Annotated in this window: 21 protein-coding genes; 7 read left to right on the top strand and 14 right to left on the bottom strand. The window is 69.7% G+C overall.

Going from position 1 to position 21,260, the window contains the following annotated elements; translation table 11 throughout:
* Nucleotides 1-12 precede the first annotated feature (12 nt).
* On the bottom strand, nt 13-954 hold the full coding sequence (locus A3CU_RS0111595; RefSeq protein WP_043840935.1) for an alpha/beta hydrolase: 942 nt from the start codon (nt 952-954) through the stop codon (nt 13-15).
* 463 nt (nt 955-1,417) lie between these two features.
* Between A3CU_RS0111595 and A3CU_RS52330 the strand changes: the two genes are divergently transcribed.
* Nucleotides 1,418-1,678, top strand: coding sequence for a hypothetical protein (locus A3CU_RS52330; RefSeq protein ID WP_027942431.1), 261 nt, complete (start codon nt 1,418-1,420; stop codon nt 1,676-1,678).
* A 64-nt stretch (nt 1,679-1,742) separates the two neighbouring features.
* On the opposite strand, the gene A3CU_RS44410 is transcribed toward A3CU_RS52330, so the two are convergent.
* The 4 genes from A3CU_RS44410 to A3CU_RS0111565 form a co-directional block, all read right to left on the bottom strand.
* Nucleotides 1,743-2,954, bottom strand: coding sequence for a GAF domain-containing sensor histidine kinase (locus A3CU_RS44410; protein ID WP_084143211.1), 1,212 nt, complete (start codon nt 2,952-2,954; stop codon nt 1,743-1,745).
* 8 nt (nt 2,955-2,962) lie between these two features.
* The gene (gene cydD / locus A3CU_RS0111575; RefSeq protein ID WP_027942430.1) at nt 2,963-6,238 is read right to left on the bottom strand and encodes a thiol reductant ABC exporter subunit CydD; all 3,276 of its coding nucleotides are present in this window, start codon (nt 6,236-6,238) and stop codon (nt 2,963-2,965) included.
* Nucleotides 6,235-7,242: a cytochrome d ubiquinol oxidase subunit II gene (cydB, locus tag A3CU_RS0111570; RefSeq protein WP_027942429.1), complete on the bottom strand. Its 1,008-nt coding sequence runs from the start codon at nt 7,240-7,242 to the stop codon at nt 6,235-6,237. Before cydB ends, cydD begins: the two co-directional genes overlap by 4 nt.
* 181 nt (nt 7,243-7,423) lie before the next feature.
* The gene (locus A3CU_RS0111565; protein ID WP_027942428.1) at nt 7,424-8,914 is read right to left on the bottom strand and encodes a cytochrome ubiquinol oxidase subunit I; all 1,491 of its coding nucleotides are present in this window, start codon (nt 8,912-8,914) and stop codon (nt 7,424-7,426) included.
* A 160-nt stretch (nt 8,915-9,074) separates the two neighbouring features.
* On the opposite strand from A3CU_RS0111565, the gene A3CU_RS0111560 reads away from it, so the two are divergent.
* A complete protein-coding gene (locus A3CU_RS0111560; RefSeq protein ID WP_027942427.1) occupies nt 9,075-9,935 on the top strand; it encodes an NmrA family NAD(P)-binding protein in 861 nt (286 codons plus the stop codon).
* 144 nt (nt 9,936-10,079) lie between these two features.
* Nucleotides 10,080-10,685 (top strand): TMEM165/GDT1 family protein, encoded by a 606-nt coding sequence (locus A3CU_RS0111555; protein ID WP_027942426.1) that lies wholly within the window; start codon nt 10,080-10,082, stop codon nt 10,683-10,685.
* A gap of 63 nt (nt 10,686-10,748) precedes the next feature.
* Here the strand turns inward: A3CU_RS0111555 and A3CU_RS0111550 are convergent, their stop codons facing one another.
* The 3 genes from A3CU_RS0111550 to A3CU_RS0111540 form a co-directional block, all read right to left on the bottom strand.
* Entirely contained in the window at nt 10,749-11,378 is a 630-nt protein-coding gene (locus tag A3CU_RS0111550; RefSeq protein WP_027942425.1) for an IclR family transcriptional regulator, read from the bottom strand.
* Nucleotides 11,379-11,403: 25 nt separating this feature from the next.
* Entirely contained in the window at nt 11,404-12,258 is an 855-nt protein-coding gene (locus A3CU_RS0111545; RefSeq protein ID WP_169739623.1) for a hypothetical protein, read from the bottom strand.
* A gap of 124 nt (nt 12,259-12,382) precedes the next feature.
* A complete protein-coding gene (locus A3CU_RS0111540) occupies nt 12,383-12,847 on the bottom strand; it encodes a PPOX class F420-dependent oxidoreductase (protein ID WP_027942423.1) in 465 nt (154 codons plus the stop codon).
* Between the two features lie 24 nt (nt 12,848-12,871).
* On the opposite strand from A3CU_RS0111540, the gene A3CU_RS0111535 reads away from it, so the two are divergent.
* The 3 genes from A3CU_RS0111535 (at nt 12,872) to A3CU_RS0111525 (ending at nt 15,571) form a co-directional block, all read left to right on the top strand.
* On the top strand, nt 12,872-13,684 hold the full coding sequence (locus A3CU_RS0111535) for a CPBP family intramembrane glutamic endopeptidase (protein WP_027942422.1): 813 nt from the start codon (nt 12,872-12,874) through the stop codon (nt 13,682-13,684).
* 34 nt (nt 13,685-13,718) lie between these two features.
* Nucleotides 13,719-14,921, top strand: a complete 1,203-nt coding sequence (gene arcA / locus A3CU_RS0111530) for an arginine deiminase (RefSeq protein WP_425388235.1) — start codon at nt 13,719-13,721, stop codon at nt 14,919-14,921.
* 98 nt (nt 14,922-15,019) lie between these two features.
* Nucleotides 15,020-15,571 carry a ferritin gene (locus A3CU_RS0111525; protein ID WP_027942420.1) on the top strand — a complete coding sequence of 184 codons (552 nt, stop codon included), beginning with the start codon at nt 15,020-15,022 and terminating at the stop codon, nt 15,569-15,571.
* A gap of 4 nt (nt 15,572-15,575) precedes the next feature.
* Here the strand turns inward: A3CU_RS0111525 and A3CU_RS0111520 are convergent, their stop codons facing one another.
* The 4 genes from A3CU_RS0111520 to A3CU_RS0111505 form a co-directional block, all read right to left on the bottom strand.
* A complete protein-coding gene (locus A3CU_RS0111520; RefSeq protein ID WP_027942419.1) occupies nt 15,576-16,400 on the bottom strand; it encodes a hypothetical protein in 825 nt (274 codons plus the stop codon).
* Complete coding sequence (locus A3CU_RS0111515) at nt 16,397-16,936, bottom strand: SigE family RNA polymerase sigma factor (protein ID WP_425388234.1); 540 nt, start codon at nt 16,934-16,936, stop codon at nt 16,397-16,399. The genes A3CU_RS0111520 and A3CU_RS0111515 overlap by 4 nt, the downstream gene beginning before the upstream one ends.
* 186 nt (nt 16,937-17,122) lie before the next feature.
* Complete coding sequence (locus A3CU_RS0111510) at nt 17,123-17,464, bottom strand: DUF952 domain-containing protein (RefSeq protein WP_027942417.1); 342 nt, start codon at nt 17,462-17,464, stop codon at nt 17,123-17,125.
* Nucleotides 17,461-18,330, bottom strand: coding sequence for a DUF5926 family protein (locus tag A3CU_RS0111505; protein WP_027942416.1), 870 nt, complete (start codon nt 18,328-18,330; stop codon nt 17,461-17,463). Before A3CU_RS0111505 ends, A3CU_RS0111510 begins: the two co-directional genes overlap by 4 nt.
* 253 nt (nt 18,331-18,583) lie before the next feature.
* On the opposite strand from A3CU_RS0111505, the gene A3CU_RS0111500 reads away from it, so the two are divergent.
* Nucleotides 18,584-19,765 carry a cytochrome P450 gene (locus tag A3CU_RS0111500; RefSeq protein WP_027942415.1) on the top strand — a complete coding sequence of 394 codons (1,182 nt, stop codon included), beginning with the start codon at nt 18,584-18,586 and terminating at the stop codon, nt 19,763-19,765.
* A gap of 107 nt (nt 19,766-19,872) precedes the next feature.
* Here the strand turns inward: A3CU_RS0111500 and A3CU_RS0111495 are convergent, their stop codons facing one another.
* On the bottom strand, nt 19,873-20,754 hold the full coding sequence (locus tag A3CU_RS0111495; protein ID WP_027942414.1) for a DUF4328 domain-containing protein: 882 nt from the start codon (nt 20,752-20,754) through the stop codon (nt 19,873-19,875).
* 52 nt (nt 20,755-20,806) lie between these two features.
* Nucleotides 20,807-21,208 carry a rhodanese-like domain-containing protein gene (locus tag A3CU_RS0111490; protein ID WP_052371644.1) on the bottom strand — a complete coding sequence of 134 codons (402 nt, stop codon included), beginning with the start codon at nt 21,206-21,208 and terminating at the stop codon, nt 20,807-20,809.
* Nucleotides 21,209-21,260: the final 52 nt, after the last annotated feature.

Below are 21,260 nucleotides of genomic sequence, written 5' to 3'. Positions count from 1 at the left end.
TGGTCCGGGCTGTCACTGTGTCATGGCAGCCACCGACTCAAGGGTGGGCGTCGGGGTGGCGGTGGCCAGCCGGGTCCTGCGCAGATAGCGGTCGAACCAGCCCACCGCCAGCGCCATCGCCTCCTCCAGACCCGGACCGGTGTAGAGGCCGAGGACGTCGTAGGGCAGCACCTCCAGCCGTTTCGGCTCACCGGCCTTGGCGAACGCGCTCTGCGCCTCCTCGAGCATGTGGTACGGGTCCCAGCCACCGTTGGCGATCATCAACAGCGGGGTCGGGGCCAGTCGGTGGATGAGGTCCTCGGGCGCGAAAGTGAGCAGGTGCTCGGTGGAGTCGTGCGTCTTCTCGTTGCGATAGCTGGGAAACATCTCGGCGGCCAGGTCCGGCGCTTCCGCCACGTTCTCCCCCTCCAGCGTCAGGTGCGGGACCCGGGCGCTGGCCTCACCCTCGTAGCGGCGTTGCCAGTCCTCGTCCAGGCTTTCCCGCATCGCATGCACACCGGAGCGGCCAACCAACCGCTCCAGGTAGCGCCACCCGTTCCACACGCTCGGGCTCTGCACCACGACACACTTCGCGCGCCGGTCGAGCACGGCGGCCTGAACCGCGACCGAGCCCCCGACGCTGACCCCCCACAGCCCGATCCGGGCCGCGTCCACCTCCGGCCGGCTCTGCAGGTAGGAGATCCCGCTGCGGAAGTCCTCCACCTGCCGCTGCGGGTAGTCCTGGCCCCGAGGTTCACCCTCGCTGCCACCGACCGTGCGGTAGTCGATCGCCAGCACGGCGAACCCGGCGCGCACGAAGTACGGCGCGAACACGGCCAGCGCCTCCTTGACCATCACCCCGCTGTGCCCCAGCACCAGGCCGGGAACGGGGCCGTCCGCCTCGGGTAGGTACAGATCACCGGCGCACCTGGTGCCAAGGCTGTTGAACATCACCTGCTCGGGACGCGGAGTCATCGCCGCCACCTTCCATGCGAGTCTTTGCTAGTAATTTCAGTCTCGACTGAAATTACTAGCAAGTCAAAGTCTCCCCGGTCACACTCGCCGAGGCGATCGCACTCTCGAGGCGCCCGCCGCGCCATCACCCTTGCGTCTCACTCGGCGAGGGCGGCTCGCCCTTGGTGCGGAGACGTGCTTATGTGAGGTGGCCTTTTCTGCCGCGCAGCCAAGGCGCTTCGACCAGGAAGTCCCTAGCCGTCGCTCGCGAGGATTGCGCCGCCCGTACCGACTCCCGGTGGTGGACTGGACCGCGCCAACCGCTCACTCGTCGCCAGCGGGGAGAGTTCGCGGCACGTCGGCTGTGCCGTCGTACGCCGACTCGAACACGACGACATCGATTGCCGTCTCCCGTTCGTGGCGCACCCGTTTCTTGTAGGCCACAACGTCGGCGAGTTGCACACGGCGGTGACGGCCAGCGCGCGTGTGCGGGATCTCCCCGTCCTCGGAGCATCTTGACGAGGGTTACGCGGGTTACGCCCAGCAGGTCGGCGGCCTGCCCGGTGGTGAGCTGCGGGTCAACCGTGTGTGCGACCAGCGCTCGTCCGTGGGCCAGGTCCTCAACGATCTTCCGCAGGACGTGGTACACCGGTTCGGGCAAGTCAACCGAACCGTCCGGGCCGGCCAACTGGGCCTGGTTCGGGGACAGGTGCGCGAGCGCGTGAAGCAGGCCCGAGCGGGTTGACTCGTCGAGCGGCAGAACTGTCCTGCTCTCATCGAGCGTGGCGTCCACAACCGTCCACGGACGTTCAGGGGCCACCGTCGACCTTCGTCTCGCCGAAGGAATCAGCCTCGTGGCACGGGGCGCCAGGGGGGCCGTCATCCACCGGCAGGTCGAACGCGACCAGCGTGCCCAGGCTCGGCGAGGAGTTCAGATAGAACTTCCCACCGGCGCTCTCGGCCCGTTCGGCAAGATGCCGCAAACCGCGGGTGGCCACGCCCTGTGGCACCCCGGAACCGTTGTCCCGTACGCGTAACCGCACCTGCCCGCCTTCGCGCTGCAGGCTCACTCGCACCTCGCTGGCCCCGGAATGCCTGACCACATTGGACAGTGCTTCCCGCAACGCGGCGCGGATGTGGTCCGCGCATTCGGTGGCCACGTCGGCGAACTCGCCGGACAGCTCGAGCGTGGGCGGGAATCCCAGCAGTTCCCCGGCGATCCGCACCTCGCCGCGCGCGGACTCGGCGAGGTCCGTGTGCGGCGTGAACTCGGGCTCGGGCTCGGGCTCCGGGGAGCGCAGCTCGCGCACGGTGGCCCGGATCTCGTCGATGGTCTGGTCGAGTTGGTCGATCGCCTCGCCGAGCCGGGCGGCGTCGGTTCCGGCGAACCGTTTGCGCATCCGCCGGCGTACCCGGTCGAGCTGCATACCCGCCGCGTACAACCGCTGCACGATGACGTCGTGCAGCTCGCGTGCGATCCGCTCCCGCTCCTGGTACAGGGTGACGCGGTGGCGCGCGGTCGCGCCCTCGGCCAGGGCCAGTACCACGCCGACCTGCGCGGCGAAGGCGGTCAGCACCTCCACCGTCGCGGGCGAGAACGGCTCGGCCGCCCAGACCCGGTAGACGGCGAGCGAGCCGAGCACCCGACCACCGGCACCGAACGGCGCGGCGGCGAACGGACCGAACCCGCTCAACTCGTCGGGCACGTACGGGGCGGTGCGCGGGTCGGCGGTGAAATCGTCCGCGACCACCGTCTCCCCGCCCCGCGCCACGCGCCCGGCGGACGACTCGGCGGGCAGGGTCAGGCCACGCAGGTCGCCCTCGTAGGCGCCGTGGGCCGCCTCCACCGAGACACATCCGTCGTCGGCTCGCACCATCACCAGGCCGAGGTCGGCCCTGGCGAGCTCGGCGGCCTTCCGCACGACCGTCGTCAGCACCGCGTCGGGCTCGTCACCCGAGAGCGCGGCGGTCGTGATGTCGGTGGCGGCGGAAAGCGCCTGCGCGGCGAGGGTCGGTTCCATGAGCAGTATCAAGAGTAGACGCCTTCCCGTACGCGAACGCGTCCGTCGCCCACCTCCACGACCAGGTCGGCGTCGTCGGCTTCCCTTGCCTGGTGCGTGACATGCACGACCGTGCGGCCGGTGAGCGCCGTCCGGAGGTTGGCCCTGAGCTTGTCGGCGGTGGGCTCGTCGAGATGCGCCGTCGACTCGTCGAGCAGGACCAGTTCGGCTTGTGGCGCGGCGATCAACGCGCGGGCCAGCGCCAGGCGCTGCGCCTGCCCACCGGACAGTCCGCTGCCGCCACTGCCGAGGACGGTGTCGAGAGCGAGGTCCGGGAGGCAGGCCATCCGCAGCGCCTCGGCCAGTTGCTCCTCGCTCGCGCGCGGGTCGGCGAGCCGCAGGTTCTCGGCGACCGTCGTCGACACCAGGTGCGGGTCCTGCGGTGCCCAGGCGATCCTTCCGGCGCGATCGCCGCGCGCGTCGACGAAACCCAGCAACGCCGCGAGCAGCGTCGATTTCCCTGCCCCCGACGCTCCGACCACGGCGACCCAGCGACCCCTCGGGATGTGCAGATCCACCCCGTGCAGCACGGTTTTCCCGCCGGGCCAGCCGATGTCGCCCTTCAACTCGATCGTCGGAAGCGGTGTGCGGGGCCGAGCGACTTCGGCCGGCTTGCCCGGCGTCCGGGTGAGTTCGGCGAGCCGGTTCCGGGCGAGGCGGAGCGTGTCCCAGTGTTGAGCGACCGGAGGCAGCAGCGCGAGCACCTCGGCGAGCGCGAGCGGCACCAGTGCGAGGACGGGGGTGAGGATCGGGTCGAGCTGGCCGTTCGACGCCGCCAGCCAGGTGCTGATCACGGCGGCGACGCCGGTGCACAGCGTGATCAGTGCGTCGGCGGCACCGGAGCCGAGCGCCTGCCGCCGTGCCTGCCGGGCAAGCCGGGCGTCGGCCGCGGTGAGTTCCGCACGGCGGTGACGGTGTGCGCCGAAGGCGATCAGCTCGCCCGCCGCGGTGAAGAGCCCGAGCACCTTCGCGGCTACTTCCCGCTGCCCCGTGGTCAGCACCGAGGTGGCGCGCCGCTCCACCCGCAACGCGAGCCACGGTCCGCCGAGCGCGGCGAGCATGACCGCGGCGGCGAGCACGAGCCCGGCCGAGGGCAGCAGGACCGTCTGCACGACGACCGCGCCGAGCAGCACCACGCCCGCCAGGATGGGCGGGGTGAGCACCCGGGGCAGCAGGTCGCGCACGGTGTCGACGTCGGCGACCAACCGTCGCTGTCCCTCGCCCCGGCTCAGGCTCGCGGCCCGCGCCGGGCCCAACCGCACCAGTGCCCGCCACAGTGCGACCCGCAGCCGTCCGGCGATCCGGAAGGCAGCGTCGTGGGTCATCAACCGCTCGGCGTAGCGAAGTCCGGCGCGGGAGAGGCCGAACGCCCGCACGCCGACGATCGCGACCGTGAGCGTGAGGATCGGCGGCTGCTGCGATGCCTTCGCGATCAGCCACCCGGACGTCGCGGTCAGCGCCAACCCGGACAGCAATGCCGCCGCCCCCACGAGCGACCCCAGGACCAACCGCCGGTCGACCAGCTTCCACGCGTGGTGCGCGGTCCTCGATGCTTCCTCGGTTTCCTCACCGTCATTGCGCTCGACGCTGAGGGGCGGGAAACCGTCCACCCGCCCGCCGGCGCGCTCGTGCGCGGCGATGGCCACCGCGGCGCCGCTTTCGCAGGCCGCGGTCACGGCGGACATGACCAGTTCGGCGTTGGCGGCGTCGAGGTGCGCGGTCGGCTCGTCGAGCAGCAGGAGCCAGGCGCCGTGTCGCACCCGTAGCAGGGCCCTGGCCACCGCGACGCGCTGGCGCTGTCCCAGCGACAGGCGATCCACCCGCGCGCATTCCAGGCCCGCGAGGTTCACCGAGGCCAGGACGTCTTCGATCTCGCCGGGCAGCGGGCCCGCCGCACGGTCGGCGAGGGCGAGTTCGAGTTCGGCCCGGATGGTGCCGCCGGCGAACGCCGGTGACTGCGGAACCCACGCGACATTTTGACGCCAAGTCGACATGTCGAGGTGATCCAGCGGGGTTCCGTTCACCGTGACCACGCCCGACGCCGGCCGCACGAAACCGAGCAGGACGGCCAGGGTGGTCGATTTGCCCGCACCACTGGGCGAGGCCAGCCAGGCCAGTTCGCCGGGACGCACCGAGAACGATTCGCCGTCCGGGGCGAACCCACCGCGCCGCGCGACGCGCAGGTCACGCACGCGCACCTCGCCGCGGTCCGCCACCATCGAGCCCCCGGCCATGACCGGCTCCGCCAGTACCTCGGTGACGCGGCGAACCGCCTCCACCCCGTCCTCGCTGGCGTGGAACGCCGCGCCGACCGAGCGCAGCGGCTGGTAGCACTCGGGCGCCAGGATCAGCACGCCGAGGCCGATCGCCAGCGGAAGCTCGCCCGACACCAGCCGAACCCCGATCACCACCGCGATGAGGGCGACGGAGAGCATCGCCACCAGTTCCAGCACGAACGCCGAAGAGAACGCGACGCGCAGGGTCTTCATCGTCGCGTGCCGGTGCCGGTCCGACACCCGGCGCACCGTCTCGGCCTGGGCCTCCGCACGGCGGAACGCGGCGAGTACCGGGAGCGCACGGACCAGTTCGAGCAATTGGCCGGACAGCTTGTGCACGGCGTCGGCCGCGGCAGCGGACCGGTCGGCGGTGTACTTGCCGACCAGGATCGCGAACACCGGTAGCAGCGGGACGGTCAGCGCGATGATCACGGCGGACGGCCAGTCGGTGAACAGCACGGCCGCGCCCGCGCCGAGCGGGACCACCGCGGCGGTCACCAGTGCCGGAAGGTAGTTGGTGAAGTAGGCGTCGAGGGCGTCGAGGCCCTTGGTGGTCAACGCGGTCAACTCACCGGGACCGCGCACTGCGATCCATTCGGGACCGACCCGCAACGCGTGGTCGACGGCCTTGGCGCGCAGCTCTTCCTTGGCGCCGGCCGCCGCGCGCGCGGCGACCACCCGCGTCGCCCACGCGACGAGGGCTCGGCCGAGCACCACGCCGAGCAGTGCGGCGAGCTGGGCGGCGGGAAGGCCTTGCCGATCGACGACCATGGCGCAGGCCGACGCGAGCAGGAACGCCTGCGCCACCAGTGCCGCCGCGTTGACCAGCGCGAGCGCGCCGGCCAGGGCGAGCGCCCGGCGCGCCGCCGAGGAGAGGGCGGGCAGCGCGCCGAGCGGACCCTTTCCCGGACGCAACGTGTCCGTTGTGGACACTTCTGCGGGAGGGGTGGAGCGTCCGGGAAGGCTCATGGTGTGTGCACCGGCGGGATGTTCCGCACGCTGATCCGCTTACGGAAGACCCAGTACGTCCAGCTCTGGTAGACCAGCACGGCCGGCGCCCCGAAGGCGGCCACCCAGGTCATCACCTTGAGGGTGTACGGGCTGGACGAGACGCCTTCGACGGTCAACGAGTTCGCCGCGTCCAAAGTAGATGGAAGGACGTTGGGGTAGAGCGAACCGAACAGCACCACCACGGCGCCCACAACCACGAGGGCGAGTGCGGCGAACGCCTGCCCGTCCCGGTTCGCGAGCAGCTTGAGCCAGGCGACCACGGCCGCGACGGCGGTCACCGCCAGCATCACCAGTGTCCACAGTGAACCCTCGCGCAGCTGGACGAGGAGGAGCAGGGCAACTATCGGCAGCATCGCGACGGGCATGATGCGGATGGCGAGCAGCCGCGCGCGTTCCCGGAGTTCACCGGCCGTCTTGAGGCTGAGGAAGGCAGCTCCGTGCACCAGCGCGAATCCGGCGACACCCAGCGAGCCGAGCATGGTGTCCCAGCGGAAGGCCTCGAACGGCGACCCGACCCGGTTTCCGTGCGCGTCGAGCGGAAGCCCGAGGACCGTGGTGGCGATGACCATCCCGACGCCCAGCGTGGCGACCCAGGACCCGATGATGATCACCCGGTCCCAGGTGCGGCGCCAGCGTGGCGAGTCGACCTTGCCGCGGTATTCGAATGCGACTCCGCGCCCGATGAGCGCCACCAGCAGGACCAGCAGCGGCACGTATGCGCCGGAGAACAGGGAGGCGTACCAGCCGGGGAAGGCCGCGAACATCGCGCCGCCGCCGACGATCAACCACACCTCGTTGCCGTCCCACACCGGCCCGATCGTGTTGATCAGGACGCGACGTTCGGTGTCGTTGCGGCCAAGGACCGGCAGCAGCATGCCGACGCCGAAGTCGAAGCCTTCCAGGAACAGATACCCCGTGAAGAACAGCGCGACAATGCAGAACCAGAGAATCTCCAGGCTCATAGCACGTACCCCTGACGTTCATTACCCTCGACGACGTTCCCACGTCGAGTTGTCCACAGTGGTCCAAGTTGTCCACAGATTTCTGTGCACAGCCCGGCAAACCCGTCCCCGCCGGTAGACTGGCCGAGGGGTCGCCCCCCGGGAGGGTGGGGGGCTGGGGTCGATTCGGTCATCACGATTCCTAGTAGGCGAAGGTGAGCGCGTCGTCGTCCGAGGTCTCGCCGGACTCGGCGTCCTGCTTGGGTTTCTCCGGGGGAAGCACCCCGGCGATACCGCCGCGCACGTACTTGTTCATCAGGAACACCTCGACGATGGCGAGGGCGGCGTAGACGGTGGTCAACGTGATCAGCGAGACCCACACCTCGCCCGCGCTGATTCGCGAGACGGCTTCCGCGGTGAACATCCACACGCCGTCCACCCCGGTCGGGTTGGGCACCACCACGAACGGCTGGCGGCCCATTTCGGTGAAGATCCAGCCCGCGCTGTTGGCGAGGAACGGGGTGGCCATCCCCAGCAGCACCATGCGCGGGAACCACTTCGAGTCCGGAATCCGGTCACGCCTGGTCAGCCAGAGCGCCAGCACCCCGATTCCCGCCGAAATCGCGCCGAGACCGATCATGAGCCGGAAGCCCCAGTAGGTCACCGGAAGGCTCGGCGTGTAGTCGATCGGCTTGCCGGCCAACTCGCCCAGTGCCGGGTCGTCCGGATAGTTGGTGCCGTATTTCTCCTGGTATTGCGTGATCAGATCCTCCACGCCCTGCACCTGCGTGGAAAAGTCATTGTGCGCCAGGAAGGAAAGCAGCGCCGGAACGTTGAACGTTTTGACGTCTTCGCAGTTCTGCGAGCCCACGTCGCCGATCGCGATGATCGAGAAACTGGCGGGTTGCTCGGTGTGGCACAGTGCTTCGGCCGCCGCCATTTTCATCGGCTGCTGCTCGAACATCAGCTTGCCCTGCATGTCGCCGGTGACGAGGAGCACGACGAACGCCACCACGCCGGTCCACCCGCCGAGGCGCAGCGATGCCCGCCACACGCCCCGGTGCTCGTCGCGCCTGCGCCACAGGTGCCATCCGCCGATGCCCACCAGGAACGCCGCGGCCACCGAGAAGGCGCCGGCGATGGTGTGCGGGATGGCGGCGAGCGCGGTGCTGTTCGTCAGCACCGCCCAGATCGACTTCATGGTCGGGCGGCCGTCCACCAACTCGACCCCGACCGGATGTTGCATCCATGAGTTGGCCGCCAGGATGAAATACGCCGAGGCCATCGTGGCCAGCGAAAACGCCCACGCACACGCCAGATGTGCCTTCTTCGACAAGCGGTCCCAGCCGAATATCCACAACCCCAGGAAGGTCGACTCGACGAAGAACGCGACCAGGCCCTCCATCGCCAGTGGCGCCCCGAAGACGTCCCCGACGAACCGGGAATAGGAGTTCCAGTTCATCCCGAACTGGAACTCCTGCACGATTCCGGTCACCACGCCCATCGCGAAGTTGACCAGCAGGAGTTTTCCCCAGAACTTCGTCATCTTGTAGTAGCGATCGTTGCCGGTCCGTACCCAGGCGGTCTGCATGCCCGCGACCAGCACGGACAGCCCGATCGTCAGCGGAACCATCAGGAAGTGGTAGACGGTGGTGATTCCGAACTGCCACCGCGCCAACTGGAGCACATCCACGCCACCAGACTCCCTTCGCGCGAGTCCAGGCGTCAGGTCCCGTGGTCCTGATCTTGACGGGACCTTGGTCCCGCCGGACCACCGTTGACAACCGGGGCGATCGTTCCGTATCGTCGCCGAAATCGGAGCGGTCGTTCCGCTTGAGTCGAAGGGAATTCGTATGGACAGGCTTGTGCTCGTCGCCGGCGCGACCGGCCAGCAGGGCGGCGCGGTCGCTGCCCGGCTGCTCGCCGACGGCTGGCGGATCCGGATCCTCACGCGCGACGCCACCGGCGAAAAAGCTCGCGCACTCGCCGCCGCGGGAGCGGAGGTGATCGAAGGAACCCTCGCCGACAAGGACACGATCGACCGTTCCGTCCGCGGCACCTACGGGGTGTTCAGCGTCCACCCCGGACCGCTCAGCCCCGGTCAGGACGAGGCCAGTGCGGGGAAGGAGATCGCCGACGCTGTCCGCGAGCACGGCGTCACACACCTGGTTTACAGCTCGGCGATCGGAGCCGACGGTATGCAACCCCAGAAATGGGAGGTCGAACAGCACATTCACCGCCTGGGAATATCGGCGACGATCCTGCGACCGAGCTCGTTCATGGAGAACTACCACAGCCAGTCGGACACGGTCGGCGTCTCCCACGGCGCACTACGGACCGCCGCGGCTCCCCACGTCAAGCAGCAGTTCATCGCATTGGACGACATCGCCGCGTTCACCGCACTGGCCCTCGCCGACCCGCAAACCTACCGCGGAAAAACGCTCGACCTCGTGGGCGACGTCCTCACTCCGCCGCAAGCCGCCGCGGCGATCAGCAAGGCGACCGGGCGCAACGTCCCCTACCTGCAGCGGCCGATCGAGGAACTCCGTGCGATCAACGAACGCTTCGCCCGGGGCTACGAGATCATAAACGCGGGCGTCGAACTTCCCGGCTTCGATATCGAAGAACTCCGCCGGCTACACCCCGGCCTGATGACCTTCGAAACCTGGCTTGCCCGCAAGGGTGCGACAATGCTGAAGGAACTGCTCGACTAGCACTACGCAGGCTACCCGGAAAGCAAATTAAGCCACGCCGAAGAAATTGTCGTAATACACCGAACAAAACAATTCGCAATTCCCATCACCTGGCTGTTGGAGCAGCGATCCCTTATCGTTGTCACGAAAGGGGATTTGCCGCTCATGTCGACCGCACTACTGGCGTTGGCCAGCGCATTCGTCCTGGTCCTGGCCGTTGAGCTGCCGGACAAGACGCTGGTCGCCACGCTCGTGCTGACCACCCGGTACCGGGCCTGGCCGGTGTTCGCCGGCGTCACCATCGCGTTCGCGGTGCAGTGCGTGATCGCCGTACTGGCCGGACACGCGCTGACCCTCCTGCCGCAAAACCTGGTCGCCGCATTCGTGGCGGTCCTGTTCGGCGTCGGTGCGTTCATGCTCCTGCGCGAGGGGTTCTCGGCGCCGGACGAAACCGGGGAGGACGCGGCTCGCACCGGCCCCACCCCGGTGTCATTCCTCCGCTCGGCGGCTACCTCTTTCGGGGTGCTCTTCGCCGCCGAGTGGGGCGACGCCTCCCAACTGGCCACGGCCGGGCTCACCGCCCGCTACGGTCACCCCGTGGCCGTCGGCGTCGGCGCCTTCCTCGCGCTGATCGCGGTCGGCGCGGTGGCCGTGGTCATCGGCCGCAAGGTGCGCAGCCGGATCCGCCCGAAGCTGGTGCAGCGGATCGCCGGGTTCACCTTCGCCGGGTTCACCGCGTTCGCGGTGTGGCAGGCCATCGCCGGAGGCTGAAACTTGCCATGAGTGGCCCGTTCGTACCGTTTTTCGACAGTAACGGGTCACTCATGCTCACGTTCAGCGCAACAACTCGGCGAGTCTGGTAGCGGCCTCGAGCACTCGCGGACCGACCTTCTCCTCGTCGAGCGGACCCAGCGCGATCACGCCGATGCTGGCCCGTAACTCGGGCACGCCACGCACCGGCGCCGCCAGGCCGATGGTCCCCCGCTGCACCTCGCCGCGCGCCACGACCCAGCCCCGGCCGCCCGGCCGCAACCGCAGGGCCATCCCCGCCGCGCCCGAGGAGACCGGATGCCGCGAACCGACCCGGTAGGCCACGTGGGCGTCGGTCGACGACGGCTCCGCCACGGCGATCGACTCCAGCTCGTCGCCCGCGGCGACGGACAGGTGCGCGGTCGCGCCGACCTGTTCGGCGAGTTCACGCAGCACGGGACGCGCCACCTCCCGAACCTGCGGCAGCACGCGCTCGGCCAGCCGCAGCACCCCGGCCCCCAGCCGGACCTTGCTGCCGTCCCGCCGCACCAGCCCGCGCGCGGCGAGCGGGCCCAGCAGCCGGTAGACGGCCGCCCGGCTGGCACCGATCTTCTCCGCCAGCTCCGAAATGGTCGCCGCTTCGCCGCCCGCGTCGGCCACGGCCTGCAGGAGCGCGAGGCCGCGCTCCAGCGTCAGCGACCCTTCGGTGGTCATGGTGCCGCGTCCGACCGCGACCCGGTCACAGCAGGTCGAGCTCCTTCAGGTCGGCGACCGGGGCGGCGAAGTCGGCCGACGCGTAGGAGGCGAACAAGGACCGGACCGCCTTGGCGGCCTGTTCGGAGAACCCGCGCGCCTCGTCCGCCAGCGCCTGCGCATCGGTCGACGACAGCGCTTCTCGCACTTCCCCGCCCGACAGGCTCCGAGCCGCCGCCACCAGCAGGTTGAGGAAGCCGTGATGCACGAAGCCGGTCTTGTCCTCCTGGTGCCGCACGGCCCGGTGCAGGCTGTTCGTCGCCTTGAAGGAGGCACCGGGGGAACCGCTGACCACGGCCAGGAAGTCCGCCAGCTCGTCCACACTGGGGAAGTTCTCGCTGGAGAGCCCACCGCACCGGATCTTGGGCCAGCTGCCGTGCTCGATCACCTTGCGCACGCCGTCGAGCCAGCCGACCCCCCGCCGCGGCTCGACCACCCGGATCACGTCCTCGGGCACGAATTCCGACACCCGCTCCAGCCACACCTCGTCTACGTCGGAAGGTGCCGGCATCTCGACCATGCGCAGCGACAGCAGCTCGCTGCGCGACTCCACGATCGAGATCGCCTTGGGTACCCCGCCCAGCCCGGTGTCGATGATCAGCGACAGCGGGAGCGGCTCCCTGGGCTTCACCTTGATCAACTCGGTGATCAGTTCGGGCAGCCGCGACGCCTGGCAGAGAAACACGCCGAGCAGTCCCGAGTGCTCCCCGGCTCTGGCTGCGAAGTGGGCGCGTAACGCTTCCGGCATGGCAACGTCCCCAGGAGGGAACAGAGCCGAGTCGTCTACGAGCCGTGCGAACAGGGGAGGAATTCCGCGGGGGCCGGGTGGCGTGAGTTCCACAGCGCTTGACACAGAGGACACGCTAGTAGCGTACGACAAACGGACAAATCTGTTCGTTCCTCGTACACCTGACCCTTGCGCCGGTTGGCCGGATTCGCCCCGGGATCACGGCGAATTCCCGTGGTCAGGAATCGGCGGCCAGCTCGGGCGGGAACCCGCCGGTCGCGATGGGGCCCCAGCGGGTGATGGTGACCCGGATCAGGCTCTTGCCCTGGCGCCGCATCGCGTCCCGGTATTCGTCCCAGTCCGGATGCTCACCCGAGATGCACCGGTAGTACTCCACCAACGGCTCCACCGCCTCCGGCAGGTCGAGGACCTCGGCCTGCCCGTCGATCTGCACCCACGGCCCGTTCCAATCGTCGGAGAGCACGCAGGCCGACACGGCGGGACTGCGCCGCACATTACGAACCTTCGCCCGCTGCGGGTAGGTGGACACCACGAGCCGGCCCTCGGTGTCGAGGCCGCTGGTGACCGGGGAAAGCTGGGGGGTACCGTCCGCGCGGGTGGTGAGCAGGATCGTCCGGTGACGGGTGCGGAGGAAGTCGAGCAGACGTCCGCGGTCGACGCGGTCGGCGGTAGCGATGTTCATGGCTCGAAACGGTAGCGTGCGAGAGTGACGTCACTGGCCCGTGAATGGCTGCGACCCGAGCGCCCCGCGGTGCCCGAACCGGTCACCAGCGAACCCGAGCGCCGGGCGCTCAAGATCGAGTTGTGGATCGTCTTCTCGGTCACGCTGGGCCTCTCCGGTGCGCGCAGCCTGCTCTCCCTGATCAACTCGCTCCTCCAGCCAGAGCCGTTGAACTCCCAGCACGTCGCGCTGAACGTTCCGCAGGCGGTGACCAGCCTGCTCGATCTGCTCGCGCAGTTGCTGTCGGCGGTGCAGTTGTTCGCCTGGGGCGCGCTGGGCGCGTACCTGCTGGTGCGCGGCGGTATCCGGCTGTCTGCGGTCGGCCTGGACCGCACGCGCCCGGCCCGGGACGTCTTGTGGGGCGCCGGGCTGGCCGCGCTGATCGGCATTCCCGGCCTGGCGCTGTACTTCGCCAGCTGGAAGCTCGGCTTCAGCCTCGCCGTCCAACCATCCACCTTGACCGACACCTGGTGGCGACCGGTGGCGCTCGTCGTCTCCGCGGCCGGCAACGCCTTCGCCGAGGAGGTGCTGGTCATCGGCTACCTGCTGACCAGGCTGCGGCAACTCGGCATGCGGGAGAACACGGGCCTGCTCGGCGCCGCCGTGCTGCGCGGCTCGTACCACCTCTACCAGGGGTTCGGCGGGTTCGTCGGCAACCTGATCATGGGTCTGGTGTTCGGCCGCGTCTGGCAGCGGACGAACCGGCTCTGGCCGCTGATCGTCGCGCACACGCTGCTCGACGTGGTCTCCTTCGTCGGCTACTCGCTGCTGCGTGGGCACGTCTCCTGGCTGCCGTAGACACGTTCGCGATCGCGCGTCTTAGATGGGACACGTGACTCCCCGAGTAGACAGCGAGGTCGGACGACTGCGTTCGGTGCTGCTGCACCGGCCCGGTAACGAGCTCAAACGCCTCACCCCGCGCAACAACGACCAGCTCCTGTTCGACTCGATCCCGTGGGTGGACCGGGCTCAGGAGGAGCACGACGCGTTCGCCGAGGTGCTGCGCGCCCGGGGTGTGGAGGTGTTGCTGCTGGTCGACGTGCTGCGCGAGACACTTGCCGACACGCGGGCACATGCGGCGGGTGTGCAGGCCGCCCTCGACGCCAAGCGGCTCGGCGAGGCCCTCGCCGACGCCCTGCGCATCCATCTGTCCACTGTGGACGCGGCGACGCTGACCGAGGCACTCATGTCCGGGGTCACCTTCGAGGAGCTGCCCGAACTGAACGCGGGTGCCTCGTTGGTGCGCAGGATGCACCACCCGCACGACTTCGCCGTCGACCCGCTGCCGAACCTGCTGTTCACCCGCGATTCCTCGGTGTGGATCGGCGACCGCGTGGCGATCTCGTCGCTGGCCATGCCCGCCCGCCGCCGCGAAACCGCGCTGCTGGACCTGATCTACGCCTACCACCCGCGATTCCGGCATGCCGCTCGCGCCTACGGCGCCCACTCGGCGCCGGTCGAAGGCGGCGACGTCATGCTGCTGGCTCCCGGCGTGCTGGCCGTGGGCGTCGGCGAGCGCACCACCCCGGCCGGCGCGGAGTCGCTCGCCCGTTCGGTGTTCGCCGACGGTCTCGCCCACACCGTGCTCGCGGTGCCGATCGCGCAGACACGCGCCACCATGCACCTGGACACGGTGTGCACGATGGTCGACCGGGACGCGGTCGTGATGTATCCCCTCGCGCGCGATTCCCTGGTGGCCTACCCGCTGCGGCCCAACGACGACGGGTCGCTGCGCGTCGACGGCCCGGAGCCGTTCCTGCAGGCGGCCGCGGAAGCGATGGGCATCGAGAAGCTACGCGTGATCGACACCGGCCTCGATCCGGTGACCGCCGAGCGCGAGCAGTGGGACGACGGTAACAACACGCTCGCACTCGCACCCGGGGTCGTCGTGGGCTACGAGCGCAACCTGGAAACCAACGCGCGGCTGGCCGACGCGGGAATCGAGGTGCTGCCGATCGCGGGCTCCGAACTCGGTTCCGGGCGGGGCGGGCCGCGATGCATGTCCTGCCCGATCGTGCGTGACCCGCTCGGCTGAAGATACCCCCCGCTTTCAAGCAAAAGCCCTGGTCAAGTCGATCTGGGCGGCCCGCGCACAAGTGGAAAAGCCTTGGGTGGGCGCCTATCGTGACCCTCATGGCGACCAGGACGAAGGAACCGCGGTCCAAGTTCCACGAACTGCTGCAACAGCAGGTGCAGAACGAGTTCACCGCTTCGCAGCAGTACCTGGCGCTGGCGGTCTGGTTCGACAGCGAGGACCTGCCGGAACTTGCCAAGCGCTTCTACCAGCAGGCGGTCGAGGAACGCAATCATGCGCTCGCGCTCGTGCGCTACCTGATCGACACCGACCACCGCGTGGAGATTCCGAGCAGCGGCGAGATCCGCAACGACTTCGCCGAGGCTTCCGAACTCGTCGAACTGGCGGTGGAACAGGAGAAGACGGTCACCGCGGACATCAAGGCCCTGGCCAAGACCGCCCGCGCCGAGGAGGACTACCAGGGCGAGCAGTTCATGCAGTGGTTCCTCAAGGAGCAGGTCGAGGAGGTCTCCGCGATGTCCACGCTGCTGAACGTCGTCCGGCGGGCCAGCGGCAACCTGTTCGACGTGGAGAACTTCCTGGCCCGCCAGGCCGCCCCCGCTCCCGCCGGCGACCCCACCATGCCGCCGGTCGCGGGCGGGGCGCTGTAACCGCTCAGCAGGTGAGGGCGGGGCCGATGAGTTCCATGGACGTCACCAGTCCGTGGCCGTCGACGTAGAACACGTAGCTCCCGCCCGACCCGGTCGATGCTTCGTATGCCACCGAGCTCTTCGAAAGTCCGGGGTAGGCGACCTGCAGTTGCGCCATCGTCGAGCCGACCTCGATGCCCTGCGGGGTATGCGCCCCGCCTGCGGTGAACCGCACGATCCCGTCCGCCGGCGAGATGTACACGGTGGAGACCGCGTACGAACCTTCTTTGAGCGTGTACGTGGTGCAAGTCGTCGGTGGCGTGCTCGCGCCGGCGAGCATCCCGGTCGCTTTCGCGGTCTGGAAAGACATGCCGAGCTGAAGAAGACCGTACCCGGTGGGTCCGAGCACGGAACCCGGCAACGCCGAAACCTGGCCGGGCCGCGACGTGTCGCGCCCGGGGACCGTGGTTGCCGACAACGACCCTTGCGGCGGATCAGGCGTCGTAGAAGTGCGCTGCGCGACCGGCGACCTGGTCACGTTCGGCATCGGCGGGGCCGACGGGACCGGGGGCTCCACCGAGCTCGTCGTACTCGGTTCGGGCCCCGGGCCGGCGGGAGACGCGGTCTGCGTGGAATCCGGCCGCAGGCTGCCGGCCAGCAGGCTGCCCACCACGAGCACGACCGCGCTCAGGGCGCCACCGGCCGTGGTCAGCGCGGCCCGGCGACGGCGAACCCGCCGCGCCCCGGCCACCAGGGCCTCCTCCGCGCCTTCGCGGGGAAGCACGTCGAGCCGCGCGTCATCGAACAACCGTCGCAGTTCGCGGCCCAGTTCTTCGTCGTCGGCGGTCAACTCTCACCCCTGCCTTCGCCCATCTTTCTGCGCAGACTCGCGATCGCCTTGCTGGCCTGGCTCTTCACCGTGCCCTGGCTGACCCCGAGCGTCTGCGCTATCTCCATTTCCGACAGTCCTTCGTAGTAACGCAGCACGATCACGGCGCGCTGTTTCGGCGGGAGGTCCCGCAGTGCCTGCCACAACGGCTCGTGCTCGAACGGGTCGTCGTCCACCACGATGGCGGCGTCGGGGAGGTCGGCGACCAGGCTCTCGCGGCGGGTCCGACGCCACCGCGAGATGTGCGCGTTCGCCATCGACCTGCGGACATAGGCCAGCGGGTCGCCGGTCTTGCGCCGCACCCGTGACCAGCGCGCACCGATCTTCTCGAGCACGCCCTGCACCAGGTCCGCCGCATCGTGCGGGTTGCCGGTGAGCGCGTGCCCGTAGCGCAGGAGGCCGGGCAAGCTGGCCTGCACGAACTCGCCGAAATCGGCGAGTTCGGCCGACGTGGTCGGCGGCGGCCGGGTCGCGGTGGCGCGCACGGTGGTCGTCACCGCGAGGTCTCCCTCCGCCGTATGTACTTCTCCCTCACCGAAATCACGCATGCCGGCCCCCTCCGGTTGCCTTCACTGGCGAATTCGCCCCGCGCCGCCAGCGACCATGCCCGGTGTCAGTAAGTCGGCAGCGGGATCGTTCGAGTTACCGACCGTCCACGACCCGTTACGAAATCGTGCACTCCGTTACGGTCTCGCGACACTGTCCGGTGGCCGGAAGGCACCGTCGGACGCGGGCAGGAAATCGTGCACGGCCACCACGGCGTCCGCGTTGATCGGGCCGTAGACGTGCGGAAACCAGATACCGGCGGGGTGTGGCGGAACCCCGGGCTCCCAGCGCATCGGCACGTCCAGCCTGGCCGGATCGATCTCCAGCAGCACAAGATCGATCCGGCCGGCGTACAGCGAGTTGGCTGGCAGGTGCACAGTGCCGGGATCGGAACAGTGAATGAACCCGTCGGTTTCCAGCGAAGGCGCGCGATACTCCTGGCCCGTCCACTCAGTGGCGGAACAGATGTGCAGGATCATCGAAGCGTGAGCTGCCGCCCGATCAGGCCGTCACGCGCCCGGCGCTCGGTCGCGTTCAACGGCTCGTCGTCCAGCGACGCCAGCGCGGCGTCCAGGCGCACGCCGAGCTGCTTGGCCGGCTCGGCCCACTCGCGCGCGTGCGCGTCCGGGTCGAGGTCCCACACCGGCACCAGCAACCCGTGTGCCCGGAACGAACCGGCGTAACGGGAGCCCTCGCCGAGTCCGAGCTCGCCCGCCGCGGACAGGCGGGCCAAAGCCTGCAGCAGCCGGTTCTCCGGCTCGGAACGAACCCAGCGCAGGTGCGCCTTCTCGCCGGCCAGCACCCAGTACGAGCCGGGTCCCAGCCGTTCGGTGGGCATGATCGCCTCGTTCGCGCGGTCCAGCGAGAGCTTGACCTCGCCCGTTGGTTCGGTGTCCTCGGGCAGCCACCAGGAGAAGTCCCGGTGCAGGTTCACGTCGAGTTCGGCGTCGGGAACCAGCAGGTCCTGCAGCCGCTCGCCGCCGCCCTCGGCGGGCGGGCTGGTGGTGTCGGGAACGGAGAGCACGTCGCCCTCCTTGGCCTGCAACGCCCAGCGCAGCGACCGGCCGAGGTCGCGGCTGACGTCGGAGGAGCGGGTCTGGACCTGCAGCCCGAGGAAGATCTCACCGTCGGAGCGGACGAACGCGGCCGCGGCCATCGGCAGCACCGTGCCCAGCGTGACGAGGAGATCCGGGCTGTCCGCGATGGACAGTCTCGCGGTCGCCGACGGGACGAACTCGCGCATCGCGATCAGCTCGGGCTCGGCGGCGAGCCCTTCGAACGGCTGTGCCACGAACACGTCCCGGACCTTCGGCGCCTTGTTCTTCTTGCGCGCGGCCTTTCCCATGGCTGGAGAATACTCAGTGTCATTGGGAACGTGCGCGGGCAGCCAGGCCGTGACTTCTCCTCGTCGGCTGCCGGTCGACCACGATGGGCGGCCTGCCTCCCCGCCCACGTGCAGCATCGCTGGGCGTTGCCTTGAGCGGTCATCTCGCGTTTTGAACAGCGTCCCCTCCGATACCGAACGTGCGCGGGCAGCCAGGCCGTGACTTCTCCTCGCGCACTCCACGGATGGGGCTCTTCCGGTTATCGTCTGGCGCATGTTCGATCCACGTGATCCGGATTTCCTCGCCGACCCGTACCCGGAGTTCGCTCGGCTGCGCGTGGCGGGTGAGGTGCACCAGCACGATGGGCTGGGCCTGCCGATCGCCGTCTCGCACAACGCGGCTTCGGCGGTGTTGCGGCATCGCGGGCTCGGCCGGATCTGGACCGACGCGACCCCGGCCGAGCGGTTCGTCTCATTCAACTTGCTGCACCGCAACTCCCTGCTGGAGAGCGAACCGCCCGCGCACACCCGGCTCCGACGGACGATCTCGGCGGCGTTCGCGCGCGGCCACGTGGCGCGGTTGCGACCGACGGTCGAACGGCTTGCCGAGACGATGGTCGCCGAAATCGCCGCAGTGATCGCCGACGGTCGACCCGCGGACCTGCTCGAACACCTCGCGCAGCCGTTGCCGGTGGCAGTGATCGCCGAACTGCTCGGGGTCCCCGAGGCCGACCGGCCGAAGCTGGTCCCGTGGAGCAACACGATCGTGAAGATGTACGAGTACGGCCTGCCCGCCGCGCAACAGGACGCCGCCGAGCGCGCCGCCGCCGAGTTCGTGGCCTACCTGCGCGAGCTGGCCGACGACAGGCGCCGGAATCCGGGCGATGACATGGTGACCGACCTGGTGGCCGCGAGCGGCACGGAGGACGGCCTGTCCGCGGACGAGGTGGTGGCGACGGCCGTGTTGCTACTCATGGCCGGGCACGAAGCGACGGTGAACGTGATCGGCAACGGCGTGTGGGCGCTGCTGCGAAATCCCGGTCAGTGGCAGCGGCTGCGTGACGATCCGGGACTGGTGGAGACCGCGGTCGAGGAGCTGATCCGGTACGACTCGCCGCTGCAACTGTTCGAGCGGACCGCGACCGAGGACGTGGAGATCGCCGGTTTCCGCGTGGCGCGGGGCGAGAAGATCGCCGCCCTGCTCGGCGCCGCGGCCCACGACCCGGCGGTGTTCGACGCGCCCGAAACGCTCGACGTCGGGCGTTCACCCAACCCCCACCTCGGGTTCGGCGGGGGAATCCATTACTGCGTCGGGGCGCCACTGGCCCGCGTCGAAATCGCCGCGGCACTGCGTGCTCTGCTCGCCCAACTGCCCAGGCTCTGCCTGGCCGGCGAGCCGCAGCGGCGCCCCGAGTTCGTGATCCGCGGCCTGCGCACCCTGCCGGTGTCGGCCTGAGGCCCGGCGGGCCGGTGTCAGCGGAACTGCGGAGCAGCAGACTCGGCGGCACGCGCTGCCGCCGCCGAAAACCCGGCCGAAGGTCCGGCGCGCAGTTCGCCGAAGATTCAGCGTGCGGCGCCGGCGGGCCGGTCCGGCCGGAGCTGGGGCAGCGGGGCGCCGCGGACCGAAACGACCCTGCGCCGGCGCAGGCGGCGCAGCGGAACCGGGGCGATCAGGCTCGTCAGCCGGTGCACGACCACAGCGGTCAGCCCGGCCAGTAGCGCGGCGGAGGCGCTCAGGACACCGGTGAGCAGCACGGCGTTGGCCTGCGCTTGGATGCTGTCGAAAAACCGCGCCCCGATGACCAGCACCATGGCCAGCCCGTTCACCAGCCACGCGGCCCACCAGGCCAGCACCAGGCGCGAGGGCCGGGGGCGCCGGTCCGGGGGACGGCGCAGCACCACGTGTTCGAGCTCGGCGAGGATCGAACCGGCCAGCACCAGGTTGATCCCGGGCACCAGGGCGCCGATGACCACCTCCCGGGAGGACCGCGGTGGCACGTGGCCGTTCTCCTCCGCCGCGGCGTACCGGATCACGAGCAGCCACCACAACACCGAGCCCAGCGCCATCAACCCGAACACGGCGGTGAGCAGCGAGGAGGTCATCTCCAGGGTGTCGGACATGCCCACGACACCGCTGCTGAGCGCGGTGTCCCGGCTGATCACCAGCAGCGCGTACCGCCAGAACTCCGCGGCGGAAGCGACCGTCGCCAGGCCGGCGAGAAACCACAGCACGGTGATCGCGTTCCGGGCGAGCAACCGCGCGCGCTCGAGCGGCGTCGGAAAGCTGGACGCGGTGCCGGGCACGTTCGTCGGCTCCCGCCAGGTCAGGTTCGGAAAACCCCAGCGGGGCGGGGCCGGGTACGCGGGCGGGCCCAGGTACCGCTCCGGCTGCCGTCGCCGGTGGGGCCGATACGCGCCGGGAGGCGGTGAGGCCACCCAGCGCATACGCGGAAGCGACCGTCGCGGACCATGACCAGCCATGTTCGTGCCGAAGCCCTCAGATGATCGCCGGGGCGATGCCGGGGTGTTCACCGACGACGGGGCGGCCTTCGGAGTGCCACGACTTCATCCCACCGGCCACGTTGACCGCCTCCCAGCCGCTCGAGTTCAGCCACGCGGCGGCCCTGGCCGAGCGGCCGCCCGACCGGCAGACGACGTAGACGGGCTTGTCGTCGGGCAGTTCGCCGAGCTCGCCGACCCGGGCGGGCAGCTCGCCGAGCGGGATGTGGATGGCCCCGGGGGCGTGGCCCGCGGCCCACTCGTCTTGTTCCCGCACATCGAGCAGAGTGAGGCCCTCGGTCGGCAGTTCGGACACGGACGCGGTAGGCAGTTCTCCCGGATTCACGCCTACATCCTCGCACTTGGCCGCATTCAACGCCCATAAAGGCGGGACCACCATGCAAACGCGAGATCGGCGCCTGTGGCGACGAACAACGACGCTGCACATGGGC

Source organism: Amycolatopsis taiwanensis DSM 45107 (genome assembly GCF_000519205.1).
Taxonomy (GTDB): domain Bacteria; phylum Actinomycetota; class Actinomycetes; order Mycobacteriales; family Pseudonocardiaceae; genus Amycolatopsis_E; species Amycolatopsis_E taiwanensis.
Note: the sequence above shows the minus strand (reverse complement) of the source record. Positions and strands in the feature narration are given on the sequence as shown.

What these genes read in the sequence shown, in the direction of transcription:
- A3CU_RS0111595 (WP_043840935.1), bottom strand. Translation starts at nt 954, where the DNA reads ATGACTCCGCGTCCCGAGCAGGTGATGTTCAACAGCCTTGGCACCAGG.
- A3CU_RS44410 (WP_084143211.1), bottom strand. Translation starts at nt 2,954, where the DNA reads ATGGAACCGACCCTCGCCGCGCAGGCGCTTTCCGCCGCCACCGACATC.
- cydD (WP_027942430.1), bottom strand. Translation starts at nt 6,238, where the DNA reads ATGAGCCTTCCCGGACGCTCCACCCCTCCCGCAGAAGTGTCCACAACG.
- cydB (WP_027942429.1), bottom strand. Translation starts at nt 7,242, where the DNA reads ATGAGCCTGGAGATTCTCTGGTTCTGCATTGTCGCGCTGTTCTTCACG.
- A3CU_RS0111560 (WP_027942427.1), top strand. Translation starts at nt 9,075, where the DNA reads ATGGACAGGCTTGTGCTCGTCGCCGGCGCGACCGGCCAGCAGGGCGGC.
- A3CU_RS0111555 (WP_027942426.1), top strand. Translation starts at nt 10,080, where the DNA reads ATGTCGACCGCACTACTGGCGTTGGCCAGCGCATTCGTCCTGGTCCTG.
- A3CU_RS0111550 (WP_027942425.1), bottom strand. Translation starts at nt 11,378, where the DNA reads ATGACCACCGAAGGGTCGCTGACGCTGGAGCGCGGCCTCGCGCTCCTG.
- A3CU_RS0111540 (WP_027942423.1), bottom strand. Translation starts at nt 12,847, where the DNA reads ATGAACATCGCTACCGCCGACCGCGTCGACCGCGGACGTCTGCTCGAC.
- A3CU_RS0111525 (WP_027942420.1), top strand. Translation starts at nt 15,020, where the DNA reads ATGGCGACCAGGACGAAGGAACCGCGGTCCAAGTTCCACGAACTGCTG.
- A3CU_RS0111510 (WP_027942417.1), bottom strand. Translation starts at nt 17,464, where the DNA reads ATGATCCTGCACATCTGTTCCGCCACTGAGTGGACGGGCCAGGAGTAT.
- A3CU_RS0111505 (WP_027942416.1), bottom strand. Translation starts at nt 18,330, where the DNA reads ATGGGAAAGGCCGCGCGCAAGAAGAACAAGGCGCCGAAGGTCCGGGAC.
- A3CU_RS0111500 (WP_027942415.1), top strand. Translation starts at nt 18,584, where the DNA reads ATGTTCGATCCACGTGATCCGGATTTCCTCGCCGACCCGTACCCGGAG.
- A3CU_RS0111495 (WP_027942414.1), bottom strand. Translation starts at nt 20,754, where the DNA reads ATGCGCTGGGTGGCCTCACCGCCTCCCGGCGCGTATCGGCCCCACCGG.
- A3CU_RS0111490 (WP_052371644.1), bottom strand. Translation starts at nt 21,208, where the DNA reads ATGGTGGTCCCGCCTTTATGGGCGTTGAATGCGGCCAAGTGCGAGGAT.